We start from the raw sequence: 24672 nt of genomic DNA on the forward strand, positions 1-24672 counted from the left end.
GCCGGATAAATACATTTGCTAAATAAATAATAAGAAACTACACGCTAACAACCGGGATATTATCACCTTCTGTAATTTGATATTCGGCCAGGGTGTCAAAACTGAGATAGCGATAGATATTTTCACGCGCACCATGAAGTTTATCGGTATAGCGTAAATATTCTTCCACGGTTGGCATTTTACCCAGTATGGCAGCGACGGAACTTAATTCTGCCGAGGCAAGGAACACGCTGGCATTCGTTCCCAGACGATGCGGGAAATTTCGGGTGGACGTTGATACCACGCGGCTTCCTTCACGCACCCTCGCCTGGTTCCCCATGCACAGGGAGCAGCCCGCGGGCTCGATTCTCGCCCCTGCTTTAATAAACTGATTAAAATAGCCCTCGCGGGAGAGCTGTTGGGCATCCATTTTTGTCGGCGGTGCGAGCCACAAGCGCGCCTGGTTTTCGCTGGCACCAGCCATGATTTCACCCGCAGCGCGGAAGTGACCGATGTTTGTCATGCAGGAACCAATGAACACCTCTTCAACAGGAGTGCTGGCAACCTCAGAAAGTAACCGGGCATCGTCCGGATCGTTCGGGGCACAAACCACCGGCTCGGTGATTTCATTGAGATCGATATCAATGACTGCCGCATATTCCGCGTCAGGATCGGCGCGGAGCAGCGACGGGTTAGCCAGCCACGCCTCGATTTCAGCAATGCGTCGTTCAAGCGTGGCGGCGTTCTCATACCCTTGCTTAACCATCCAGCGCAGAAGGGCCGCATTGGAGCGAAGATATTGCGCGACATTCTCTTCCGCCAGGCGCATAACGCACGCGGCGGCAGACCGTTCGGCGGAGGCGTCAGCCAGTTCAAACGCCTGCTCTGCGCTTAATGCTTCCAGGCCTTCAATTTCGAGGATCCGGCCCGAGAAAACGTTGCGCTTATTCTTTTTCTCGACCGTCAGCAGCCCCTGCTTTCTGGCGTAGAGCGGAATGGCATGCACCAGGTCGCGCAGGGTGATCCCTTTCTGCATCTCGCCCGTAAAGCGCACCAGCACCGATTCAGGCATATCCAGCGGCATGATGCCGGTTGCGGCGGCGAACGCCACCAGCCCGGAGCCGCCCGGGAAGGAGATCCCCAGCGGGAAGCGGGTATGGGAGTCGGCACCCGTGCCTACCGTATCCGGCAATAGCATGCGGTTAAGCCATGAGTGGATAATGCCGTCGCCCGGCTTAAGCGCCACCCCATTCCGGCGGGTGATAAACTGCGGCAGGGTTTCATGCAGCTGGACATCTACCGGCTTAGGGTACGCAGAGGTGTGGCAGAAAGACTGCATCACCAGGTCGGCTGAAAACGTGAGGCAGGCAAGGTCGGTCAGCTCGTCGCGCGTCATTCCGCCGGTGGTGTCCTGAGAACCGACGGTAGTGATTTTGGGCTCGCAATACTGTCCCGGGCGGATCCCCGTCACGCCGCAGGCTTTACCCACTATTTTCTGCGCCAGCGTAAAGCCGGTTGCGGATGGCGCAGGTGAAGCGGACGTGCGGAATACCGCTGAAGGCTCAAGCTTCAGTGATTCCCGCGCTTTCGCCGTCAGGCTGCGTCCGATGATCAACGGGATCCGCCCGCCGGCGCGCACTTCGCCCAGCAGCACCTCGGTTTTAAGGGTAAAGGTCGTCACCAGCCGCTGGCTTTCTGTCTCACGAATTTCGCCCTTGTACGGGTAAAGATCGATTAGCATCCCGGTCGTCAGCGCGGAGACATCCATCTCTACCGGCAGCGCGCCGGAATCTTCCAGGGTGTTGAAGAAAATGGGCGCGATTTTGCCGCCAAACACAAACCCGCCGTTACGTTTATTCGGCACGTACGGAATATCGTTCCCGATGTGCCACAGGATGGAGTTGGTGGCGGATTTACGTGAGGATCCGGTCCCCACGACGTCACCGACGTACACCAGCGGCCAGCCCAACGCTTTCAGTTCTGCCAGCTGGCGCAAAGGGCCGCGCGCGCCGGGCTCATCAGGCGCTATCCCTTCCCTGACGTTACTGAGCATGGAGAGCGCGTGCAGCGGAATATCCGGACGTGACCACGCCTCCGGTGCCGGAGACAAATCGTCAGTATTGGTCTCACCGGGAACCTTAAATACCTTCAGGGTAATTTTTTCAGGCATGGCCGGACGGCGCGTGAACCATTCGGCATTTGCCCAGGAGTGAAGCACCTCTTTTGCCCGGATGTTGCCGCTCTTCGCTTTGGCTTCCACCTGGCTGAATTTTTCAAAGATCAGGATGGTAGAAGAAAGCTGCCCGGCGGCCAGCGGTGCGAGGTTCGAATGGTCAAGAAGCTCAATCAGCGGCTGGACGTTATAGCCGCCCTGCATGGACCCCAGCAGCGTTGTGGCCGCGTCGGGAGAAAGCCCGTTTACACGGTATTCCTGCAATGCCACTTTAAATAAAAAATCGGCTTTTAGCTTAGCCGCGGGATCAACACCCGGCGGAACGCTGTGGGTTAATAAAGACAATAATTGTGGATGATGTGCGGGTGCATCATGTATTAAACGATGAATAAGTGCTTCGGTTTGTTCCGCCGTTAACGGTTTCGCCGGAATACCCGACTCAGCGCGCGCTTTCTGGTGCTGATGATAATCATCTAACATAGGTTCTCCTGTTAAAGCTAAAGTTGTTCGCAAAATTCAGTTAATCGTTCGAGCCCATACGGCCATTCGCCAAAACCGGACTCAGAATTAATATGTCCGGCCTCACCGATATCGATGAGATGGCCGCGCCAGCGCGTAGCCCAATAGTGAGCGCGCGTAAAAGGCATCAGAGGATCGTTTCGGCTGGCAAATATCATGCAGGGGACGGGTAATGGCGTTGGCTGAATGGCCTCTTCAAGTCCGAAAAAAGCAGGCTCTGCCGGTGCGACCATCACCACCCCGGCTACGTTTACCCGCCGCGTTTGCAGCAGCCGACATGACGCCAGCGCGCCAAAGCTGTGGCCGACGAGAATAGCGGGCAGCGGGCACATTGCCAGCTCGCGGGTAATGGCGGAGACCCAGTTTTCGATATCGGGCTCTAACCAGTTTTTCTGCTGGATCCGTTTCCAGAAGGGAAAACGCCGCCCCCAGCAGCTTTGCCAGTGATGTTCATCGCTGTCTCTGAGACCCGGGACCAGAATAAGGGTGTACACCTTACTGAGCTGCTGCTGGAGTTGTTCAATCATGACGTTTTCCTGTTACGCTATTCGCGATTATTCGGGTGGAAACTGCGACAATAGCCAGCCAACGGAAATAAGATCGGCGCTACCGCCGGGGCTTAAATTGCGTTTGATAAATTCCGCGTCCATTCTGAGCAGCGCGTTAACCAATTTATCCGCCGGGAGACGTCTTATTTTTAATAACCGCCTCGCATAGCGTCTGGCGTAGTTCAGACCTTTTATTCCCCCACGGGAAACCAAATTGGTATCCGGATTCGCGGCCATCAAACCCAGCAGCATCCTTAAGAGCGCCACGTCTTCAAATTCGCCCTGACCCAACGCGGCGTGCAGGTGCGGGAGACCCGCCTGGCGGACGGTCATAAAACCACTGGCCGCTTCCCCTCTCGCCCCGGTAAAGCCGTATGCCTGGAACTGCTGCTCGCCCTTCGTTCTGGCGATGCCGGTCGTTTTCAACTCCTGCTCAACGATGCCGGTACAGATAATGCGGGTCTCACGGCATAAACTGCGCTGCGTGAGCGCTTCATCCCTTTGCGTCAGACGTCCCGCCGCGGCGCACAGCAGCCCCAGCGAGAAGATCCCGCCTTTATGGGTATTCACCCCACCGGTGGCGTTAAACATCGCCTGCTCGCAGGCCAGGCCGGTCGGTCTTATGGCCCGCAGCGTTTGCGGGCCAGCAAGGCGAGCCGTCTCTCTGCCAACGTGAAAGAACGTTGAGAACCAGGGCGCAATCGCCGCGATGCTGGCCATGAACAACGCAAAATCCATGTCCCTATGCGCCCCGCTGTTTACGCGATCCACCAGACCCGGCTTCGGGGTTAAGCGAATTTCCCGATACATGGCCTCGGCAGCCAGCTCAGCGAAGGTGCGCTGAGCGTCTGACGCATTACATCTGGCAAGCGAAGTAGTCATCGGTTAACTCCTCGATTACGTGCGCGAGTTCGGCCTGCGAATGACGCCGCGCGCGCGAGCAAACGTGGGCCGGTTCATGACAGATAAAGCATCTGCGCATCGGCTGCTGGATGGCATTTCTTTTCAGCAGCCCCGTCTTCGGACAAAACACGTCGATGTCCCACAGGCGTCCCAGAGGATGGTTATCCTCCAGATGCGCCGTGACGTGTTTTACCATCCACGCGGGTGCCGACACCGACCAGAGCGCTTCGGGGCCGGTGACCGGCTGCAGGATCTGATGCCGACAGACCGTCCACTGATGGGTGCGGAATACCTCGCCGAGCGCCTGATTCGCGACGGTCATCACCCGTTTGGCCAGGTCGGTATCCTTCACCTCTCCCGGCCAGACCAGCGTGACGGATACAACCGTATGCTCCGACTGAAACAGCCACGCCTGCTGCCGACGGGCTCGCTGTTCTCTGGCGCTCAACACCTTTTCCAGAGAGACTTTCGCGTTCGAGGCTTTATCCGTCATGACGATGTCTCCTTCACCTGACGAACCACGTCAATCACGCTGCCGTCGCGGTAGCGCACCACGCCGACGATACGGTCAGTGAACTCAACAGGCTTAGGTTCACCCGAGATGAGCAGCGCCTTTTGATACAACGCGTCGATGTCGACAACGGCCAGCCCGGCGTTAATCAGGCGTTCGCGAATTTCCGGGCGCGCCGGGTTAACGGCAATACCGTGATCGGTAACCAAAACGTCAATACTTTCGCCCGGCGTCACCAGGGTGGTGACCTGCCTGACGACGGTAGGAATGCGGCTGCGGATCAGCGGGGCAACCACGATGGTGAGATTTGCCGCCGCGGCGACGTCGCAGTGTCCGCCCGACGCGCCGCGCATCACGCCGTCGGAGCCGGTCAGGACGTTGACGTTGAACTGGGTATCCACCTCTAGCGCGCTGAGGATCACCACGTCCACCCTGTCGCAGCAGGCGGCTTTTGCGGCCGGGTTCGCATACACGTTGGTGGAGATCTCCACGTGGTCGGGATTGACCGCCATGGAGGCCGCAGCCGCGCCGTCAAAGCTTTGCGTATCGAGGATCTTTTCAATTAACCCTTTCTGATGCAGATCGACAATGCTACCGGTGATCCCGCCGAGCGCGAAGCGGGCGACAATATTGTGCTTGCGCATACGGGTTTCCATAAACCGCGTGCAGGCGGTTGACGCCGCCCCTGAACCGGTCTGAATGGAAAAGCCGTTGCGGAAATAGCCGGAGTGTTCGATAACGTCAGCGGCAGAGCGGGCAATCATTAGCTCGCGTGGATTGCTGGTCACCCTGGCGGCGCCGACGCTGATTTTTGCCGGGTCGCCGACGCTCTCAATCTGCACAACATAGTCAACCTGATCCTGAACGATACTGGCTGGCAGGTTGGGGAACGGCTTCAGGGTTTCGGTGAGCAAAACCACCTTTTTGGCATACTTCGCGTCGACCATCGCATAGCCGAGCGAGCCGCACTGCGAGGTGCCGCCGTTGCCGCTGGCATTGCCGTATTCGTCGCTGCAGGAGACCGCCAGAAACGCGACATCAATGGCAATTTCGCCCTTCTGAATCAAATTCACCCGCCCGCCGTGGGAGTGGATCTGCACCGGCGCGTCCATCAGCCCGTGCGAAATCGCATCCGCCAGTTCGCCGCGCATCCCTGAGGTGTAGATTTTGCCGATCACGCCGTTGCGAATGTGATCTATAAGCGGCGTATTGCAGGACATTAATGAGCTTGACGCGAGCGTGATGCCTTTCAGGCCGCGCTGGGCCAGCTTATCCATCACGTAATTGATGACCTTATCCCCTTCACGAAAGGCGTGATGAAAAGAGACGGTCATACCGTCATGCAGATCGCAGCGGGCCAGCACATCGTCTACGCTGGCAAAGAGTTTGCGCTGAGTCTTTTGCTGGCTGTCAGCAAGATAAGGCGTCGTCGCGTTAGCGCCGCTGAAGGCGACGTACTCACGGCGAGAGCCAGGAATGTAGTGCAGGGTTTCAGTTTGGTTTTTCATTTTTCATCCTGTCGCTTGCGGTAAAGGGGATTACTGACGAATGCCGGAGGCATTTTTGCGTTCAATCACGACGCGGGCATGGTTGATGATTGGCGCATCGATCATTTTGCCGTTCAGCGAAATCACCCCCAGTCCGTTGCGCTCACCCTCCTCTGCGGCGGCAAGCACGCGCTCTGCGTAATCCACCTCTTCCTGCGTCGGCGCGTAGGCGTTATGAAGAATTTCAATTTGTCGCGGGTTAATCAGCGATTTTCCGTTGAAGCCCATCCGGCGGATGAGATCCACTTCTTTCAGGAAACCGGCCTCGTCGTTCACATCGGCGTACACCACGTCAAAGGCGTCAATACCGGCTCCGCGCGCGGCATGCAATACGGCGCACCGGGCATAGAACAGCTCCGTCCCGTCGCCCCGCTCGGTTTGCATATCCATCACGTAGTCAAAGGCGGCCAGCGCAATACCCATCAGGCGGTCGGAGGATTTCGCAATAGCGACAGCGTTAATCACGCCAACGGCAGATTCTATCGCCGCCATTAATTTCGTTGAGCCAACGGGACGTCCGCAGGTTTCTTCAATGCGGACGATTTCGCGTTCGAGCTGATGAATATCTTCCGGGGAATCGGTTTTGGGTAAACGAATGACATCGACACCCGCCCTGACGGCGGCTTCCAGATCTTTTAATCCAAAAGGCGTATTCAGCGGATTAATTCTGACAACGGTTTCAATATCGTTGTACATCGGATGTTGCAGGGCATGGAATACCAGAAGACGGGCGCTGTCTTTTTCTTTTAGCGCGACGGCATCTTCCAGATCAAACATTATGGAATCAGGTTTATAGATAAATGCCATTGAAAGCATGGCGGCACTTGAACCGGGAATAAATAACATACTGCGGCGTAACTTTTTCATTATAACGTTTCCCATGCAATGTCTTCCCGGGCCATTCCTCTGAGCAGAGCAGCCTGCACGCGGGCGCGGATCACGCAGTCCAGCGCGCCTTTATCATCAATGACGACAAGCCCCTGCTCGATGTTGAACGCGGCCAGGGTTTCATTGACCACCTCAGTAATTCGGTCGCCGAATTGCTTATACACTTCACTCTGGATGACCACATCCAGCCCGCTCTCGACGGGACTGACCTTGACCATCAGGTCGCTGGACTCCAGCGTTCCCGCCATTGCGGCTTGCACAATTTTCATATCATTTTTCCTGTGATAATGCGGTTAAACCGCTGCCGACATCGGTTCGGATAAACAGGGCTGATGCTGGACCTCTTTATTCAGAAACGCGCGCGTGGTGGCTGGCACCATGCGGCTGGCGGCAGAGAATTTGTTTTCATTTAATAAACGACGAACGGCTGAAGCCGACACCGGCACATTATTGCCATCCGTTCTTCTTTCTATTTCGTGCACGCTGATTCGCGCCACTGAAGACGTTTCGTCTTCCAGCCAGCGGTGCATCGCCCAGTTATATTCCGCAGTTAACGGGCAGAAAGGTTCGGTACCGACAAAACGATGATTAATATTCAGCGCGGGGGCGATGTAATTTCTGAACAGCATCAGGTCAATGGCGGCGTAGGCTTTATCGATGACCTGCTTATTTTTTAAGAAATAGCCCGGGAATGTGCCGCGAGAAATAATGTATGCCGACCCGGGATGCACAGTGACATTTTGCAGATGCCGCGATCCGTCTCTGACCATCGCAAACCGTTCTTTAAACGAAAAAGCGGAGACATCTTCCTGCACCACGAAAACATGCAGCCAATCGCACCGGCTGGCCGCATGCTCGATAAGATATTGATGGCCCAGGGTGAACGGATTCGCGTTCATCACAATCGCGCCAATGTTTTGCCCGGGTACGAAATGATGGCGACGCAGCTGGCTGCAGTAACGATGAATACCGACCGGGGTATTCTCCATTAACGCCGCACAGTTCTCGATCGTCACCAGCGGATAAAACCCGCATCCGCGAAATGACTTTACGTTATCCGGACAGGTAAAAAGAAAGAGCTGATGTTCGCCGTTTTGTGCCGCCAGCAGCTCGGCTTCATGAATTAACGTCAGGCTTAACGACGTGCCCCGCCATCCGGCATCCACGGCGATGCATTTCAGCGTGTTACCCGCAATGCCGGTGCAGCCGACAAGCTGACGCTCATAGCGCGCAACGATAAATAGCTCAATATCGTTATCAATGCCTAAACCGTTGCGGGCCAGGAAGCGGGCTATCTCCTCTCTGGCCTGAGCGTTACCGGCTTTAATCACCTCAAATTCTGGCGTGGTGGCGGTGTACATCGTCTCTCTCCTGAGCGTCTAGACGGTTAATTCTTGCTGCTGGGGTTGCGCTTCCACGATGGTGTTCATCAGGCGGCCAATGTTTTCAATTTCGACTTCGACGCGATCGCCATCGCGCATAAACAGAGGCGGATTACGTTTTTTCCCGACGCCGCCGGGCGAGCCGGTAATGATGACGTCCCCGGCGCTGAGGGAGGTGAACGTGCTGATATAGGCAATAAGATCCGCCACTTTGTGGATCATGCTGCCGGTGGAGTCATTCTGAACCAGCATGCCGTTCAGCCAGGTGTGAATGGTCAACGCGTGAGGATCGGGGATCTCATCCGCCGTGGTCATGTACGGGCCGAAGGCACCGGTTTGCTTCCAGTTTTTACCGGCGGTGAACCAGGCGTGCTGCCAGTCGCGGACGGAACCATCCATGTAGCAGCTGTAGCCTGCGACGTGGCTAAGTGCGTTTTCGACGTCAATTCGGGTGCCGGGTTTACCGATGATCACGGCCAGCTCGCCTTCGTAATCAAACTCGCTGGAGAGAACCGGTTTTAAAACCGGCCGCGCATGTCCGGTTTGGGAATCAGGAAAGCGGATAAACAGCGTGGGGGCATCATTCGTCTCGGCAAATTCTTTTCTTTTTTCAGCGTAATTCATCCCAACGCAGAAAATCTTTCCAGGCTCTTCGATAACGGGCAAGAATGTGATGTCTTTATGCATAATATCCGCAGGGCAGTCGCTATACTGCCTGGCGATATCAATCGCATCCCAGTGAAGGAGATCTTTCAAGGTTGCATATTGATGGCCGATTTTATTACCCAGGTCGATAAAGCCCTCCTCGGTATAAATCCCGTAGCTTTTACGGCCCTGATGAATATAGCTTGCTAATTTCATAATAATACCCGATTGATATACGTACTCATTCTGTGTTCACGCCCCGAGGCGTGAACACATTGCCATGCTATTTATTCAGCTGACTGCGCTGGAACCAGTACCTGTTTATTGCCGGATGCCAGATACGTTGCCACCACAACGCCTACGCCAAGTAATGCCAGAATAAACCCGGTCATTCCCTGCCAGCCCATTGAATGGAAGACGAAACCGTTGATAAACCCAATAACCGAACCGCCCATGTAGTAGAAGAATAAATAGAGCGCGACGGCCTGGCCTCTTGCATGCGTTGCGTTTTTACTGACCCAGCTTAAACCGATAGAGTGGCAGCCGAAGAAACAGCCGGTAAAAATCACAGCGCCGACAATAAAGGTGACGACATTTGACGTCAGCGTCAGCAGCATCCCTAAGGCCATTACCAGGAACAGCACGCGCAGGACTTTCATTGCGCCATATTTCGCCGATAAGCGACCTGCCTGCGGAGCCGTAAAGAAGCTCAGGGCGAAGCTAAAGGAGAGCAGACCCGCATTTGCCGGTGAAATATGGAACGGCTCGCCTTTCAGGAAGAAGGCCAGATAGTTATACAGTGAGGTAAACGCGCCGAAAATAATGAAGCTGATAACAAACGCCAGCGCCAGATTTTTGTTTTTGAAATGCGATGCCGCCCCTTTCACCATGCGCATCACGTTCAGACTTTGCGTAGGCGTGAAGTTCTTCGATTCTGGCAGCAGGAACTTCACCAGAATGGCAACCACAATCAGGCTGACCGCAAACCCGTAAAAGATGACATTGATGGAAACGTGATCGATCAGCTGGCTGGCTACAATACGCCCGGACATGCCGCCCATCGAGTTACCAAAGACAAAATATCCCGTTACGATGCCTGCCGCCACCGGGGCGACCTCTTCACTGATATAGGCGGTTGCCGCCGCCGCGATGCCGCTCAGCGCCAGACCAATCACCGCCCGCAGCGCCACCAGCATCGCCCAGGATTCCACCAGCGGGCAGAGCAGCGTCAGAATGCCGCCCAGCAGGAGGGAGACGATAATCAACCGCTTCCTGCCATAGCGATCGGATAACGTCCCGGTAAACAGCAGCCCAATTGCCAGCAACGCCGTTTCTGCGGATAAGATAATACTCACCTGACTGACTGGAACATTATATTCCACAGCAAGCGTCGGGAGCAGCGGCTGAATAAAAAACAACGAAGCAAGTTCCGCAAGCCCGGATAATGCCAGCGCCAGAATCACGCGAATATGCGCGCTGGCTTTTACCGGATCGGGGGCTTTCAGGGTATTGTTAGCATGCGTTAACGCCATAATAACCTCAGTATTATAGTTAAGGTACAGAATGTATTTTTGTAAGATGGATAGCTTTTTAGTTAAGACTTTACTTAATCAACTTCAGAGAGCATTTTTTCTGGCACGCAAACAACGCCTTCAAATAATTTGCGTGACGTGCGAATAACCGCAGCTCGGGTTTTTTCGATATTATTTCCGTCCCTCAGCAACGATACGGATATTTTTCCACTGGGGTGTTCAATATCAATAATGTTGGTAAAGCGTTCCTTTGGACGGTCGGCAACAATTTTAGCGGCGACGGAGCCTTCAATAAGCGTCGCGGTTGAGATACCAATCGAGCCGGTAATCGCCAGTGATTTATGGCAGGTATGCGGCATGAAATAGCGCACCTGAAGCGTTCCGCCGTTTCGCGCGCGGCTGAGAAGAACCGGTTTAGGGATCACTTTGTTGGACACGTCCCCCAAGCCCATCGCCGCGCCAGCCTGACGGCGCAGGTTCTCAAGCCTTTCCTTAAACGCCCTGTCGCCATCTAATTCTGCCGGTGACTCCCCGCCTGTTTTGCCCAGCGCCGAGGCGTCAATCAGGACCATCGGCATTGCCATATCAATACAGGTAACTTCGATACCGTCGAACACGTTTGTCACGCTGTCCGTTGGCAGCAGTTTCCCGGTCTTCGACCCCGCAGAATTCAGGAAGGTTAAGCCAATCGGTGCCGCTGTACCCGGCACACCGTCTATCTGGGTATCGCCTTCATACACGACGCGATGCTCAGGCGTTTGCACTTCAGCGTCGACCAGAGTTCCGGTGTTGAGATTGCGAATACGCACCGTCGTCACCGGGCTTTGCGCCTTCACCAGCCCTTTTTCAATGGCAAAGGGGCCCACGGCACAGAGCATATTGCCGCAGTTAGGCGTCGTATCGACGCGACGTTCGTTCACCATCACCTGGGCGAATAAATAATCTACATCCGCGTCCGGGCTGTCGGACGGACTGACGATCGCCACCTTACTGGTTTGCGGACTTCCACCGCCAATACCGTCAATTTCGAGTTCGTGGCCTGCGCCCATCAGGCTGAGTAAAACCGCGTCACGCGCTTCGGTTTCCGCAGGCAGATCGCTGGCCAGAATGACCGGGCCTTTTGAGGTACCGCCACGCATTAATACGCAAGGGATCTTTAACATGTCTTTTTCTCATTTCGCGTTTATCAGGAACGCAATAAGGTTTTCACACTCCCGTTGATAACTCTAATGTCAAAAAAAGCATGATTAATACGCTTTACGTATTAATAGCCCTTGCGTTATCGTGGTTATAGGAAAGCAATAATCAGGTGCGGATATGCAGCATGAATTACAGGGAATACAAGCGTTTGTAAAAATTGCAGAAATCGGATGCTTTACAAAAGCGTCGCAATTTTTTCATATTTCACAACCGGCTTTAACACGCAGAATTCAAAAACTCGAAGAAAGCCTGGGGACCACGCTGTTTGAACGGTCCACGCGCAGCGTCAAGCTCACGACCGTGGGAAGGGAATTTTTACCTAAGGCAAAGAATTTAATCGATTTTTATGAAAGCGCGATCTTGAGTATTAAAGAGATGGCGACGCATCAGGCAGGGGTTATTACCGTTTCCTGTATCCCTACCGCCGCGTTCTATTTTCTGCCTTCAGTGATACGAGATTATAACAATGACTACCCAAACATCCGTATCCGCATACTTGAGCACAGTGCCAGCGATTGTCTCGAAGCGGTGTTAAATGGCGACGCAGATTTCGGCATAAATATGATAAACGTCACACATCCAAATATTGATTTTGCGCCGCTGGTGAATGAACCCTTTGTTCTGGCATGCCGACGGGACAACGATCTGGCGAAAAAACCGCTGGTGACATGGGACGATCTGGCTGGCATGAAGCTGATTGGCGTAAGACGTTCCAGCGGGAACCGATCGCTTATCGATCAGGCGTTCGAGAAAATGGCCTGGAAACCGAACTGGTTTTATGAAGTGCGTCATCTGTCAACGTCACTGGGGATGGTGGAAGCGGGTCTTGGCGTGTCTGTCGTTCCCAGCCTGGCGATGCCGACCGACGAACATCATGTCCTTGTCAGCCGTCCGCTGATTGAGCCCGTCATACGGCGTACGCTGGGCCTCGTGCAGCGCCGCGAAACGACCCTGAGTCCGGCGGCGGAAAAATTCCGGGAGCTGATTCTACATCTGTGGTCAGGCGAAAAAAGCAGCCCCTGGATCGGCAAGTTTACTCAGCTATAAACCCTGGAACGGTAAAGGGGCCTGTGCCCCTTTGCGTATTATTTTCCGGCCTGAGGATGCGTATCAAAGCCCGCCATCACGGCCGTGAGCTCAGCCAGTGAAAATCCGTGTTTTACATCGTCAACGCCCAGTCCAAAGCGTTCCTGCATCAGTCGGTAAAGCGCTTCAGCGTCCGGCAAATGGATCTGCTCCTCCACATGACCATTTTGCCAGTGGGTAAAGTTGAAGTTAGTTAGCGTCAGCTTGCCGCCGTCAGGCAGATGGCGACACATCAGCAGATGATGGCGGAAATGCGACTGCGGCCAGTGCGCCGACCAGAAGTTACCCATCACGTAATCGTTGAAGTACTGGGTCGCAAGGTCAAAATGGTACATTGACTGCCAGTGCTCGTGGTGACGGAACTGCAGCACCCAGTCATTACCCTCGTTCAGCAGACGATACAGCCCGTGCGGCGTCTTTTGTTCTTCAATGGCAAGCAGACGAATCGGCGCCGTCAGCGTTTGTCCGCCAAATCCGACATCGGCGATCCAGCGCTCGCCGTTCAGCTCGACCAGCAGCAGGCGGTGCGTGCGCGGCGGCATTTGCGACGGATTAGCCAGCACAACCCGCCCCAGCACGCTGCGCACCGTAAACCCGACTTCGCGCAACACCCGCTCAAACAGGCCGTTTTGCTCAAAGCAATATCCTCCTCGACGTGCGGTGACCAGTTTATCCACCAGACACGCGTCATCCAGATGGATTTCACGCGGCAAAACAACATCGATATTCTCGAAAGGGATGGCGCAGTTATGGTGTAAATGCAGCCCCCGCAGGGTATCGATATTAACCTGTACGGGCTGCTGCCAGCCCGTGCGGGCAAAATAAGCACTCAGAAATGGGGACATGATTTGCTCCAGGATGTGATATCCCCTGTTTATAAACTATTTTCCCTTATGCATATGCGTAAAAGTGCTTTTTCGCCATACTCATCGTGTACATGAGGAGATCCTATGAGCCACTTTCGCCCTGTTGAATTACGTCACGCCAGCCGCCTTCTGAATCACGGTCCAACCGTGCTCATCACCAGCCGGGATGAGATCATCGATCGTCGCAACGTCATGGCCGCCGCATGGTCAATGCCCGTTGAGTTTGAGCCGCCGCGCATCGCGATTGTGGTTGACAAAAGCGCGTGGTCACGGGAGTTGATCGAACGCAGCGGGAAATTCGGCATTGTGATCCCCGGCGTGGCGGCAGCCAACTGGACCTGGGCGGTCGGCAGCGTCAGCGGGCGCGACGAGGATAAATTTAACTGCTACGGGATCCCGGTCGTGAACGGGCCTGAGCTTGGCCTGCCGGTGATTGAAGAGAAATGTCTGGCGTGGATGGAGTGTCGGTTATTACCCGTCACCTCCGCGGCAGAAAAATACGATACGCTGTTTGGTGAAGTGGTTTCCGCAGCAGCGGATGAACGCGCGTTTGTCTCCGGACGCTGGCAGTTTGACGGGGATAAGCTGAATACCCTGCATCATCTTGGGGCCGGTACGTTTGTGACGAGCGGGAAGATGGTGAAGGCGCTGGATTGATTTACTTAATCATATCCTGCTGAATTATAAAAAATTTCTATGGCATTTTATGTTTATCATGGCGATGTAAAACGGAGGATATTTCAGAAGTTGTTGCATAAACAATCTTTCATTAAGGAAATATCAATGTCATGGAAGAAAGATGGTGCAATATTATATGCGAAACCCTACGCCCAACCTAAGAGCACGGGTTATTGTGCTCGCTACGTAACCGAAGCGATCAGAACGGGTGGCAGATTGAAAATCCCCAATACGCATCTGGCAAAAGATATGGGTCGCACATTACGCAGGCTTCCGCCTGGTATACGATCAACCCCATGCAGGCGACGTCGCAGTTATTCAAAATATTGTTGGTCAAGATAGCGGTCACGTTTGCATATACGATGGTCAACAGTGGATCAGCGATTTTGTTCAACGCACCATGTACCCAGGGCAGGCTTACCGCAACATACAACCACATTACGAACTGTTCAGGCATGATTAATGAAAACACTCTGCTTTTTACTTTTAGCCCTTTCTCCGCTCGCGGCCGCAGAAAACGTTTATGCACCGGGCCAGGCTGCGCTTAAATTCAATCAATGGTATATCGCGCAGTTAGAACAGAACAAACCGCCCGTACTTAACCCAGATATTATGAATGATTACGTTGCCTCGGGGACAATTGCAGCAGTTAAAGAATTGTATTCAGGTGACAGTAATGAAAAAGATATGCCCGACGCGGATATGTTTATCAAAGCACAGGACTGGGATGATGACTGGAATCAGATAACCGTCTTACATTCTGATTTTGACGCCGTTTGCACAAACGTCTATATCGCGTTTGGTAAGAAGCAAGATCATGTTGTTGCGGATTGTCTCGTTGAAGAACAAGGAAAATGGAAAGTTCGATCGGCGACGCTAATTAAGTAACAGGCATAAGCTCCCAGTCGTAATAATAAAAACACATGGTAGCCTAACGACTACCATGTGCAATTAATTAACTACTTAGCTCGCCGTGAAATAATCTCATCCGCAACATTCCGCGGTGCTTCCGCAAAATGATGGAACTCCATCGTATACGTCGCGCGTCCCTGGGACATCGATCGCAGCGTGGTGGCGTAACCAAACATCTCTGCCAGCGGCACGTCAGCGCGAATAATCTGGCTGCCGTACTGTTCCGCCATCCCCTGCACCATGCCGCGACGGGAAGAGAGATCGCCCATAATGTTCCCGGCGTACTCTTCCGGCGTTTCAACCTCAACGTGCATCACAGGCTCCAGGATGACCGGATCCGCCTTGCGAGCCCCCTCCTTGAAGCCGAGGATCGCCGCCATGCGGAACGCCATCTCGGAGGAGTCGACGTCGTGGTACGAGCCAAACGTCAGCGTCGCTTTGACGTCGACAACCGGATAGCCCGCCAGCACGCCGCTGTTCATGGCTTCACGCAGCCCTTTTTCAACAGACGGAATATACTCGCGCGGCACCACGCCGCCCTTGGTGGCATCTTCAAATTTAAAGCCACTTCCGGGCTCCAGCGGTTCCAGGCTCAGGACTACATGGCCGTACTGCCCTTTACCACCGGACTGACGGACAAATTTACCCTCGATATCCTTCACCGCCTTGCGCAGGGTTTCGCGGTACGTTACCTGAGGACGACCGATATTCGCCTCAACGCCGAACTCACGTTTCATGCGGTCGACGATGATCTCAAGGTGTAACTCGCCCATCCCGGAAATAATCGTCTGGCCGGACTCCTCGTCGGTATGCAGACGGAACGACGGATCCTCCGCTGCCAGCCGTTGCAGGGCAATGCCCATCTTCTCCTGATCGCCCTTGGTTTTCGGCTCAATTGCCAGCGAGATAACCGGGTCCGGGAACTCCATGCGCTCAAGCGTGATAACGGCGTTCGGATCGGTGAGCGTGTCACCGGTGGTTACGTCTTTCAGCCCCACGCAGGCTGCGATATCCCCGGCGCGCAGTTCGTCCACCTCGTGGCGATCGTTGGCATGCATCAGCACGATACGCCCGATACGCTCTTTTTTCCCTTTCACCGGGTTGTACACCGCGTCGCCTTTGCGCAGCACACCAGAATAAACGCGGATAAAGGTCAGTTGCCCGACGTACGGGTCGCTCATCAGCTTGAACGCCAGCGCCGAGAACGGCTCATCATCGCTCGGATGACGCTCCGCGTGGTGCCCTTTTTCATCCACGCCGTCAATGGCCGGCACGTCCAGCGGCGACGGCATCAGTTCGATCACGGCATCCAGCATGCGCTGCACACCTTTGTTTTTGAAGGCGCTGCCGCACAGCATCGGCTGGATTTCACCCGAGATGGTGCGAATGCGCAGCCCCCTGATGATTTCCGCTTCCGACAGATCGCCCGTCTCCAGGTATTTGTCCATCAGTTCTTCGCTGGCTTCCGCCGCCGCAGAGACCATTTTTTCCCGCCACTCCTGGGCGGTAGAAACTAAATCATCAGGTACCGGCGCATAGGTAAACACCATGCCCTGCGTCGCATCGTCCCACAAAATGGTACGCATCTTGATGAGATCCACCACGCCGGTGAAATGATCTTCTGCACCCACCGGAATGACAATCGGCACCGGATTGGCTTTCAGACGCTCCTGCATCATCCGTACGACGCGGAAGAAATCAGCCCCCGGGCGGTCCATTTTGTTGACGAAGGCCAGCCGCGGAACATGATATTTGTTGGCCTGACGCCAGACGGTTTCCGACTGCGGCTGCACGCCGCCCACGGAGTCATACACCATCACGGCGCCGTCGAGCACGCGCATGGAACGTTCCACCTCTATGGTGAAATCCACGTGCCCCGGAGTGTCGATGATGTTGATCCGGTGCGGCTCAAATCCCCGGTCCATACCCGGCCAGAAGCAGCTGACCGCCGCGGAAGTAATGGTGATCCCGCGCTCTTGCTCCTGCGCCATCCAGTCGGTGGTTGCCGCGCCATCGTGTACTTCACCCAGCTTGTGACTCATCCCGGTATAAAACAGGATGCGCTCAGTGGTGGTTGTTTTACCGGCATCGATATGCGCGGAGATACCGATGTTACGATAACGTTCGAGAGGGATGGGTCGGGGCATGATATTTCCTTAAGTCTCATGACTTGTCTGTGACGACCGGGATGGTCGTGCATTCGTTCGTTTGCTATAATAGTCCTATTGTACGAGTATTATCGAACTATTTTTTAACGGTTGACCTATTGTTGATATAGCTCAATCTGACGCCATACGCAGGAAAACGATGATCCCTAACCACCCTGAAACTGAACAAATACTGCTGGAAAATGTGCTGTTTGCCCTCGGCAACCCGCTTCGCCTTTCGATTATTCGCCGGCTGGCCGATGGCAGCGAACTCAGCTGCAACGCGCTGCGTCCGGAGGATGTGGTGAAGTCCACGATGACCCATCACTGGCGCGTGTTGCGCGACAGTGGGGTCATCTGGCAGCGTCCGCAGGGACGAGAAAATATGATTTCACTGCGTCGGGAGGATCTGGATGCCCGTTTTCCCGGGCTGATGGAAATACTGCTAAAGGCCAAAAGCGCTGCCGGAAACTAGCTCCAGCAGCCTTTTGCGTGGCGTTTTAGTGCTGCATGCCCGACTGCTGCGAGAATTCATCGTCGGTTAAGCCAGCCCGAGGGGGCGCGGAGATTTTTTTACGGGTATATCTGTCCGGCACGCCCTCAGGACGCGTCTTGAAGCGTCGATGCAGCCACATATACTGTTCGGGTGCCATCAGCACCGCGCGCTCGATCGCCCGGTTCATCTGGGTTGCGACAGACTCTTTATCCGCACCCTGCAATGACGCGCTGATATCTTCAAGAATAATCAGCTCATACCCTGTACCGTCCTCTCTGCGGCGCGGCACAAACGGAATGACGGCAGGCTTTGCGCTTTTTACCAGCATATAGCTGCCCGCCGTCGTGGCGGCATCCGGGACCGCGAAGAAAGGGGCAAACACGCTGTTGGCTTTGCCATAGTCATGATCCGGTGCGTACCAGAGAATTTCATTCTGTTTCAGGGCGCGGATCATGCCCTTTAAGTCATGGCGATCCAGCATGGTCTTATTTGAACGCAGACGCCCGCGCGTTTGTAGCCAGTCCAGCAGCGCATTATTGTTGGGACGATAAACCCCAATTCCAGGGTTAAGCATGCCAAATATTCGCGCGCCCAGCTCAAGGGTCAGAAAATGCATGCCGATCAGCACCACGCCCTTTCCCTGCGCCCTGGCCTGCTCCATATGTTCATAGCCGCTCACGGTAAAGCATTTACGCACGCGCCACTCGGGCCAGAACCACGCCATACCGGTTTCGATTACCCCCATCCCCACGGATTCAAAATTACGCTGCAGCAAGGCTTCACGCTCCTCCGCTTTCATCTCCGGGAAGCAGAGCTCAAGGTTGCGGCGGGCTATGTCGACGCGGCGAGGCAGCAAACGCATGGCTAACCGCCCCAGGCGATGCCCAATTCTGTACAGCACCGGGTAAGGAAGCAGCATGATGAGCCAAAGCGCCGCGATGCCCGTCCAGCTTAGCCAGTAACGAGGGTGAAAAAAGGCGGGTGAAAACCGGGGTAATTTTGTCATGAGAAAATTATCCTTTAACGTTGCTGTCCTTAACGTGATTCTGTGCCAGATCTTTCCTAAGGATGTATAAAATGTCAGTCAGAAACGTAAAGTGTAACGGATAAGATAAAACTCATTTTTATCGTTTTTTGCGAAAGTAGGTTTTATGCAGGTGAAGCCGGGGACGACGGAGCCCTTCCCCGGCAAACGGGCTTACATTGAATAGCCTGGCTTTTTAATTAACGCGTCCAGATTCGGTCCAATTTCGGTATCCCAGACCTGCGCTTTCCAGTCTTCCGGGCTTACCTGATTCAACGCCACCGACACTGAACTGTCTTTGCTGTTGAAATGGCGAATAATCACCTCGGCAATATCCGCTGCCAGCGCGGTTTTTTGTTCGTCATTCAGATCGCGGGGAAAACACTTAATATCAACATGTGGCATGTGCAGGCTTCCTGTTATGTGTGAGCGTTCCACGTTATCAGATAATGTTGTTTGCCTTTAACACCTTGTGCAGTTCCGGCAGCGCGCAAACGGAATCGGCGATGGCCGTAATATTGGGCGTGTTTGCCGCAAACCATTTATGACGCGGCCCCCAGGTACGTGCCACTGCAATGTAAACGTCCAGCAGCGTCAGCCGTTCACCCAATGCGAAAGGCGAGGCTTTCAGCTGGCTGTCAAACCACAGATAAAGTGATTTCCGGTACTCGATGCAGTTTTTCTGCAGCTGTTCCGGCGCATCGGGCACCCAACGTTCCGGATAATCGGCGTAAGTAAAGGTGGGATAGACGTTGGCCACAAACCAGATAAGCAAACGCTGAAACTGCTGGCGCTCGGCCTGCCCCACGGGCGGAGCGAGATCGGGACATCTGTCGAGCACCATCAGGGCAATCGCTGCCGTTTCGGTCATGATCGCGCCATTTTCCAGCGCCAGCGTGGGCACCTGACACAGCGGATTGAGTTTTTGCAGCAACTCGCGCTGCGGGCCGGGCTGGTCAAACCCGTCCACGTTCACAAACTGATAAGGGATATCTGCCAGGGTTAGCATCACTTCAGCGATGGCCGAGCCCCAGCCGGGTACGCCATAGAGTTTCATCACATTGCCCCCTCAGGGATAAAAACCCTAAGTGTAGAGCACCATGAACAGGTTATCCCAGGCGGGCTGACCGCCTGTTAATTTCATCTGCGATCCTTACAGGACTTTAGAGAGGAACTGGCGCGTTCGTGGGTGCGACGGACGGTTTAAAACCTCGTCGCTGCTTCCCTGCTCAACGATTTTCCCGTCAACCATAAACACCACCTGATCCGCCACCTCGCGGGCAAAACCGATCTCATGGGTGACCACCACCAACGTGGTGCCGGACCGGGCGAGCTTTTTGATCACGTCCAGCACTTCGCCAACCAGTTCAGGGTCGAGCGCCGAGGTGGGCTCATCAAACAGCATCACGCGGGGGCGCAGCGCCAGCGCCCGGGCAATGGCGATACGCTGCTGCTGTCCGCCGGAAAGATGGCGCGACCAGGCATCGGCTTTATCCCGCAGCCCAACCACGTCCAGCAGGCTGTACGCCCTTTCCAGCGCCTCTTTTTTGTTGAGCTTTTTGTGCGCTATGGGGGCTTCAATCAGGTTTTCCAGCACCGTCAGATGCGGGAAGAGATTAAAGTTCTGGAACACGTAACCTACGTTGACGCGCTGTTTGAGGATCTCCTTCTCCTTCAGCTCGTAAAGCTTGTCGCCCTGACGGCGATAGCCGATGTAATCCCCGTCAATCTGGATAAATCCTTCGTCAACGCGCTCCAGGTGGTTAATGGTGCGCAGCAGGGTTGATTTGCCGGAGCCGGACGGCCCGAGGATCACCGTCACGGAACCCGGCGGGATCTCAAGCGAAACGTTGTCGAGCGCCTTATGGCGGCCAAAAAACTTGCTGACCCCGGTAATCGAAATATGTCCTTCAGGAGAGGCTTGCATGAACGGGCTCCTGTGCGGGCGTGGTGGTAACGGAACGGACACGTCGGGTGTCGCGGTTCTGATTGACGGCAGAGCGACGCTCACTGCGGGCGAGGCCGCGCTCAACAACATACTGAATGGCCGACAAAACGGTGGTAATCACCAGGTACCAGGCGGCTCCGACCATCAGCAGCGGGATCACCTCCTGGGTGCGGTTGTAGATCATCTGGATGGTATAAAACAGCTCCGGCATCGCCAGGACATAGACCATCGCCGTCCCCTTGGCGAGGCTGATAATTTCATTAAACCCGGACGGCAGAATGGTGCGCAGCGCCTGCGGCAGGATGATCCGCACCGTACGTCGCCAGGCCGGCAGGCCAAGCGCGGCGGCCGCTTCATACTGGCCGTGATCCACCCCGAGGAAGCCCCCGCGAATAATCTCGGCGGTGTAGGCGCTCTGCACCAGCGTCAGCCCCACCACGGCGGTGGAGAACTGCCCGAGCACGTTAATGGTCTCAAAGCTGCCCCAGCTAATGCCGGTGAACGGCACGCCGAGAGAAAGCGTGTCGTAGAGATAGGAAAAATTGTAGAGAATGATCAGCACCACGATCAGCGGCAGCGACCGAAACAGCCAGATGTAGCCCCACGCCAGGCTGCTCAGCAACCATGACGAGGAGAGTCTCGCCAGCGCCAGCATGCCGCCCAACACCACACTCAGCGCGGTACCGATCAGGGTGAGTAGTAAGGTCTGCCCTACGCCTTCGAGGATAACCGGGTCGAAAAACCAGCGGGCGAACACCGCCCACTCCCAGCGCGGGTTGAAGGCAACGGACTGGATCACCACCGCCAGCACAAACAGCGCCACCGCGGCGCCGACGGTCCGCAGCGGATAACGCGCCGGGACCACCTTAATGGTTTCAACGTTGCTCATCGTCGCTCCTTATGCGGTTTTGCTGAACGCTTCGCGTACCAGCGTCTTAGTGAAGCGCAGCCGACCGTCAAACGGCGGCTGGCTGTACTCTTCCGGATCGCGGTTAAGATCGAACTGCGCCTGGTAGCCCTGGCTGAGATACAGCCGCACCGCTTCGGGCTGGCGAAAACCGGTGGTCAGGTAGATCTGGCTGTAACCCGCCAGCACCGCCCTGCGCTCCAGCTCCTGCACCACGCGCCCGGCGAGCCCCTGCTGACGCAGGTTTTTGTCCGTCCAGATGCGTTTGATCTCCGCGGTGCGTTCGTCGAAGGGTTTATACGCACCGGTGGCAATGATTTTTCCGTCGCGCTCCAGCACGATAAACAGCCCCTGTGGCGCTAAATACCACTCGGTGAGTTCAACTTCCGCGTCTTTAGAGAAGTAATCCCCGTAGCGGGCGGCATATTCACCGAACAGCCCTTCAATAATGGGCTGGAGTTCAGCATCTTCCGGCGAAACGTCACGAAATTGTTCACGCATAACGCCTCCTTAATCACCCAGGCCCGCCGGGTTCACTTCTGACTGGGGAATGCGCTCAACGCCTTCCCCCCAGCGGTTGAGCACTTTGTCGTAATCGCCGTTTTTGATTACGCCGTTCAGCGCAGTTTGCACCGGCTCAACCAGCCCGCTGCCTTTTTTCAGCGTCACCGCAATGTGCGCCGCCTTCGGCCAGCCGCCGTCGACGCTGCCTACCAGTTTGGTTTTCCCGGTCAGCGCCGCTTTCCATGCGCCGATCACGTTCGGACCAAAGTAGGCATCCGCGCGCCCGGACTGCAGCGCCAGCGTTTGTGCCGCATCGTCTTTGGTGTAGATCGGGGTAAAGGGCTTCAGCCCCTTCTTCAGGTTTTCGGCATTCCATGCCAGCAGGATGGCCTCCTGATTGGTCCCGGAACCCACGATAATCCGCAGCCCGGCGATGTCCTCAGCCTTCTGAAGCGATTCGATCGGGCTGGTCGATTTCACGTAGAAACCGAGGGAGTCCTTACGGTAGGTGGCAAAATCAAACTTCTCTTTGCGTTCTTTGGTCACGGTGATGTTGCTGATGGCCGCATCGTATTTTCCGGAAGCCACGCCCAGCGGCCAGTCTTCCCACGACGTTGGCACCACGTTCAGTTCAAGCCCGAGGCTGTCGGCGACCAGACGGGCGACGTCAACTTCACTCCCGAGCAGCGTTTTGTTGTCATCGGAAAACACCGTCAGCGGCGGTTGATTCAGGCCCGCCACTGCCACGGTAAATTTCCCCGGCACGGCGAAGCGATAATCTTTCGGCAACTGCGCCACCGCCTCGCTGTTTTTGGCGGTATTGATCGGCGTTTTATTGGCCTCAATGCTCACGCCGGTGCCGTTAATATTTACATTCTCTGCCCAGACGGCAGGGGTAAAGGCCAGCGCGAGCGCCAGAATAAGCGTTGTTTTTTGCATAGCGAAGTTCTCTTTTATTGTTGTGTGAACTGGTTTTTCGGTTGGTCTAAGCCAAGGCTTTCGCGCAGCGTGGTTCCAGGGTAGTCGGTGCGGAACAGGCCGCGGGCCTGTAATACGGGCACCACCTGGTCAACAAAGCGCGGGAAGGTGTCCGGCGTGCCGCCCTGGATAATAAAACCGTCTGCGGCATAGCCTTCAAACCAGGCCTGCAGGCCGTCGGCGACCTCTTCCGGCGTACCGGAAAAACGCGGACGCGGCGATGCGGCCTCAAGCGCCACCTGACGCAGGGTTAAGTTGCGCTCGGCGGCATTGCGCTTGATTTCATCGGTGGTGCTGCGGAAGCTGTTTTTGCCTAAGTCGCCGATATCCGGGAACGGCTCGTCGAGCGGGTACTGGCTGAAATCGTGATGTTCAAAATAGCGCCCGAGGTAATTGAGGGCATCGTTAATCGATACCAGCGCCGCCGTGGTTTGGTACTGCTTTTCCACGTCCTCGGCATCTTTACCCACGATAACGCTGACGCCCTGGAAAATATGTAAATCTGACGCACGACGGCCGTTTGTTTCCAGCTGCTGTTTCACATCGCGGTAAAAGGCTTTTGCCTCGTCGAGCGTTTCGTGATGCGTAAATATGGCGTCGGCATGTTTCGCCGCCAGCTTTTTCCCGTCGTCCGACGCGCCCGCCTGAAAAATAATCGGACGCCCCTGCGGGGTGCGACCAATATTCAGCGGTCCGGCAACCTGGAAGAAATCACCGTGGTGATCCAGGGTGTGCAGTTTGGCCGGGTCAAAAAACTGACCGCTCTCTTTATTACGTACGAACGCATCGCCTTCCCAGGAATCCCACAGCCCTTTCACCACGTCGAGGTACTCATCGGCAATGCGATAGCGCAGAGCATGTTCCGGGTGTTTTTCACGGGAAAAGTTTTTCGCCGAGCCCTCCAGCGGCGAGGTCACCACGTTCCAGCCCGCACGGCCGTTGCTCAGGTGATCGAGGCTGGCAAACTGGCGCGCCGTGGTAAAGGGCTCGCTGTAGGAGGTGGATAAGGTTCCCACCAGCCCCAGCCGCGAGGTGATGCTCGCCAGCGCAGATAACACCGTTAACGGTTCAAAGCGGTTTAAAAAATGGGGGATCGATTTCTCATTGATATAGAGGCCGTCAGCAACGAACAGAAAGTCGAGTTTGCCCTCCTCCGCTTTTAACGCCGTCTCTTTAACAAAATTAAAGTTGATGCTGGCGTCAGCGGTGGCCGCAGGATGACGCCAGGCGGACATATTTCCGGATGCACCATGCAAAATGGTCCCCAGCCGCAGTTGACGATGTGCAGACATATTTACC

The 24672-nt window shown here is 55.2% G+C and carries 23 protein-coding genes and 1 pseudogene; 4 read left to right on the forward strand and 20 right to left on the reverse strand.

Going from position 1 to position 24672, the window contains the following annotated elements; genetic code table 11:
• Positions 1-37: 37 nt before the first annotated feature.
• From acnB to ACWKXT_RS04540, 11 genes are all read right to left on the reverse strand, one after another.
• Positions 38-2632, reverse strand: coding sequence for a bifunctional aconitate hydratase 2/2-methylisocitrate dehydratase (acnB, locus tag ACWKXT_RS04490; protein WP_454531784.1), 2595 nt, complete (start codon positions 2630-2632; stop codon positions 38-40).
• Between the two features lie 17 nt (positions 2633-2649).
• Entirely contained in the window at positions 2650-3198 is a 549-nt protein-coding gene (locus tag ACWKXT_RS04495; RefSeq protein ID WP_454531785.1) for an RBBP9/YdeN family alpha/beta hydrolase, read from the reverse strand.
• A 27-nt stretch (positions 3199-3225) separates the two neighbouring features.
• On the reverse strand, positions 3226-4101 hold the full coding sequence (citG, locus tag ACWKXT_RS04500) for a triphosphoribosyl-dephospho-CoA synthase CitG (protein ID WP_454531786.1): 876 nt from the start codon (positions 4099-4101) through the stop codon (positions 3226-3228).
• Positions 4076-4615 (reverse strand): citrate lyase holo-[acyl-carrier protein] synthase, encoded by a 540-nt coding sequence (gene citX / locus ACWKXT_RS04505; RefSeq protein WP_454531787.1) that lies wholly within the window; start codon positions 4613-4615, stop codon positions 4076-4078. Before citX ends, citG begins: the two co-directional genes overlap by 26 nt.
• Positions 4612-6141: a citrate lyase subunit alpha gene (gene citF, locus ACWKXT_RS04510; RefSeq protein WP_454531788.1), complete on the reverse strand. Its 1530-nt coding sequence runs from the start codon at positions 6139-6141 to the stop codon at positions 4612-4614. Before citF ends, citX begins: the two co-directional genes overlap by 4 nt.
• A 30-nt stretch (positions 6142-6171) precedes the next feature.
• Positions 6172-7047, reverse strand: a complete 876-nt coding sequence (citE, locus tag ACWKXT_RS04515; RefSeq protein WP_454531789.1) for a citrate (pro-3S)-lyase subunit beta — start codon at positions 7045-7047, stop codon at positions 6172-6174.
• A complete protein-coding gene (gene citD / locus ACWKXT_RS04520) occupies positions 7047-7337 on the reverse strand; it encodes a citrate lyase acyl carrier protein (protein WP_023335831.1) in 291 nt (96 codons plus the stop codon). Before citD ends, citE begins: the two co-directional genes overlap by 1 nt.
• Before the next feature lie 24 nt (positions 7338-7361).
• A complete protein-coding gene (citC, locus tag ACWKXT_RS04525; protein WP_454531790.1) occupies positions 7362-8429 on the reverse strand; it encodes a [citrate (pro-3S)-lyase] ligase in 1068 nt (355 codons plus the stop codon).
• A gap of 18 nt (positions 8430-8447) precedes the next feature.
• Entirely contained in the window at positions 8448-9311 is an 864-nt protein-coding gene (locus ACWKXT_RS04530; protein WP_454531791.1) for a fumarylacetoacetate hydrolase family protein, read from the reverse strand.
• A 71-nt stretch (positions 9312-9382) separates the two neighbouring features.
• A complete protein-coding gene (locus tag ACWKXT_RS04535; protein ID WP_454531792.1) occupies positions 9383-10627 on the reverse strand; it encodes an MFS transporter in 1245 nt (414 codons plus the stop codon).
• A 74-nt stretch (positions 10628-10701) separates the two neighbouring features.
• A complete protein-coding gene (locus tag ACWKXT_RS04540; RefSeq protein WP_454531793.1) occupies positions 10702-11790 on the reverse strand; it encodes a 4-oxalomesaconate tautomerase in 1089 nt (362 codons plus the stop codon).
• Between the two features lie 154 nt (positions 11791-11944).
• On the opposite strand from ACWKXT_RS04540, the gene ACWKXT_RS04545 reads away from it, so the two are divergent.
• Positions 11945-12874: a LysR family transcriptional regulator gene (locus tag ACWKXT_RS04545; RefSeq protein WP_454531794.1), complete on the forward strand. Its 930-nt coding sequence runs from the start codon at positions 11945-11947 to the stop codon at positions 12872-12874.
• A 38-nt stretch (positions 12875-12912) separates the two neighbouring features.
• Here ACWKXT_RS04545 and nhoA read toward each other — a convergent pair whose 3' ends face one another.
• On the reverse strand, positions 12913-13758 hold the full coding sequence (gene nhoA / locus ACWKXT_RS04550; protein WP_454531795.1) for an N-hydroxyarylamine O-acetyltransferase: 846 nt from the start codon (positions 13756-13758) through the stop codon (positions 12913-12915).
• A gap of 105 nt (positions 13759-13863) precedes the next feature.
• Between nhoA and ACWKXT_RS04555 the strand changes: the two genes are divergently transcribed.
• Both ACWKXT_RS04555 and ACWKXT_RS04560 read left to right on the forward strand, forming a co-directional pair.
• Positions 13864-14436, forward strand: coding sequence for a flavin reductase family protein (locus ACWKXT_RS04555; protein WP_454531796.1), 573 nt, complete (start codon positions 13864-13866; stop codon positions 14434-14436).
• A gap of 483 nt (positions 14437-14919) precedes the next feature.
• Entirely contained in the window at positions 14920-15345 is a 426-nt protein-coding gene (locus ACWKXT_RS04560) for a DUF3828 domain-containing protein (RefSeq protein ID WP_454531797.1), read from the forward strand.
• A gap of 71 nt (positions 15346-15416) precedes the next feature.
• On the opposite strand, the gene fusA is transcribed toward ACWKXT_RS04560, so the two are convergent.
• Positions 15417-17516 carry an elongation factor G gene (gene fusA, locus ACWKXT_RS04565; protein WP_454531798.1) on the reverse strand — a complete coding sequence of 700 codons (2100 nt, stop codon included), beginning with the start codon at positions 17514-17516 and terminating at the stop codon, positions 15417-15419.
• A 160-nt stretch (positions 17517-17676) separates the two neighbouring features.
• Between fusA and ACWKXT_RS04570 the strand changes: the two genes are divergently transcribed.
• Complete coding sequence (locus ACWKXT_RS04570) at positions 17677-17991, forward strand: ArsR/SmtB family transcription factor (protein ID WP_041909805.1); 315 nt, start codon at positions 17677-17679, stop codon at positions 17989-17991.
• A 25-nt stretch (positions 17992-18016) separates the two neighbouring features.
• Here ACWKXT_RS04570 and ACWKXT_RS04575 read toward each other — a convergent pair whose 3' ends face one another.
• The 7 genes and pseudogenes from ACWKXT_RS04575 to ACWKXT_RS04605 form a co-directional block, all read right to left on the reverse strand.
• The gene (locus ACWKXT_RS04575) at positions 18017-19018 is read right to left on the reverse strand and encodes a Kdo(2)-lipid IV(A) acyltransferase (protein ID WP_454531799.1); all 1002 of its coding nucleotides are present in this window, start codon (positions 19016-19018) and stop codon (positions 18017-18019) included.
• Between the two features lie 192 nt (positions 19019-19210).
• The gene (gene pptA / locus ACWKXT_RS04580) at positions 19211-19441 is read right to left on the reverse strand and encodes a tautomerase PptA (protein ID WP_454526725.1); all 231 of its coding nucleotides are present in this window, start codon (positions 19439-19441) and stop codon (positions 19211-19213) included.
• A 37-nt stretch (positions 19442-19478) separates the two neighbouring features.
• Positions 19479-20096, reverse strand: coding sequence for a glutathione S-transferase family protein (locus ACWKXT_RS04585; RefSeq protein ID WP_454531800.1), 618 nt, complete (start codon positions 20094-20096; stop codon positions 19479-19481).
• A gap of 93 nt (positions 20097-20189) precedes the next feature.
• A complete protein-coding gene (locus tag ACWKXT_RS04590) occupies positions 20190-20963 on the reverse strand; it encodes an amino acid ABC transporter ATP-binding protein (protein ID WP_454531801.1) in 774 nt (257 codons plus the stop codon).
• Positions 20947-21873 carry an amino acid ABC transporter permease gene (locus tag ACWKXT_RS04595; protein ID WP_454531802.1) on the reverse strand — a complete coding sequence of 309 codons (927 nt, stop codon included), beginning with the start codon at positions 21871-21873 and terminating at the stop codon, positions 20947-20949. Before ACWKXT_RS04595 ends, ACWKXT_RS04590 begins: the two co-directional genes overlap by 17 nt.
• A gap of 9 nt (positions 21874-21882) precedes the next feature.
• Positions 21883-22392 carry a GNAT family N-acetyltransferase gene (locus ACWKXT_RS04600; RefSeq protein ID WP_454531803.1) on the reverse strand — a complete coding sequence of 170 codons (510 nt, stop codon included), beginning with the start codon at positions 22390-22392 and terminating at the stop codon, positions 21883-21885.
• A gap of 9 nt (positions 22393-22401) precedes the next feature.
• Positions 22402-24665: pseudogene (locus ACWKXT_RS04605) on the reverse strand (NtaA/DmoA family FMN-dependent monooxygenase).
• Positions 24666-24672 lie beyond the last annotated feature (7 nt).

The sequence above is a fragment of the Enterobacter sp. UPMP701 genome (genome assembly GCF_053709515.1).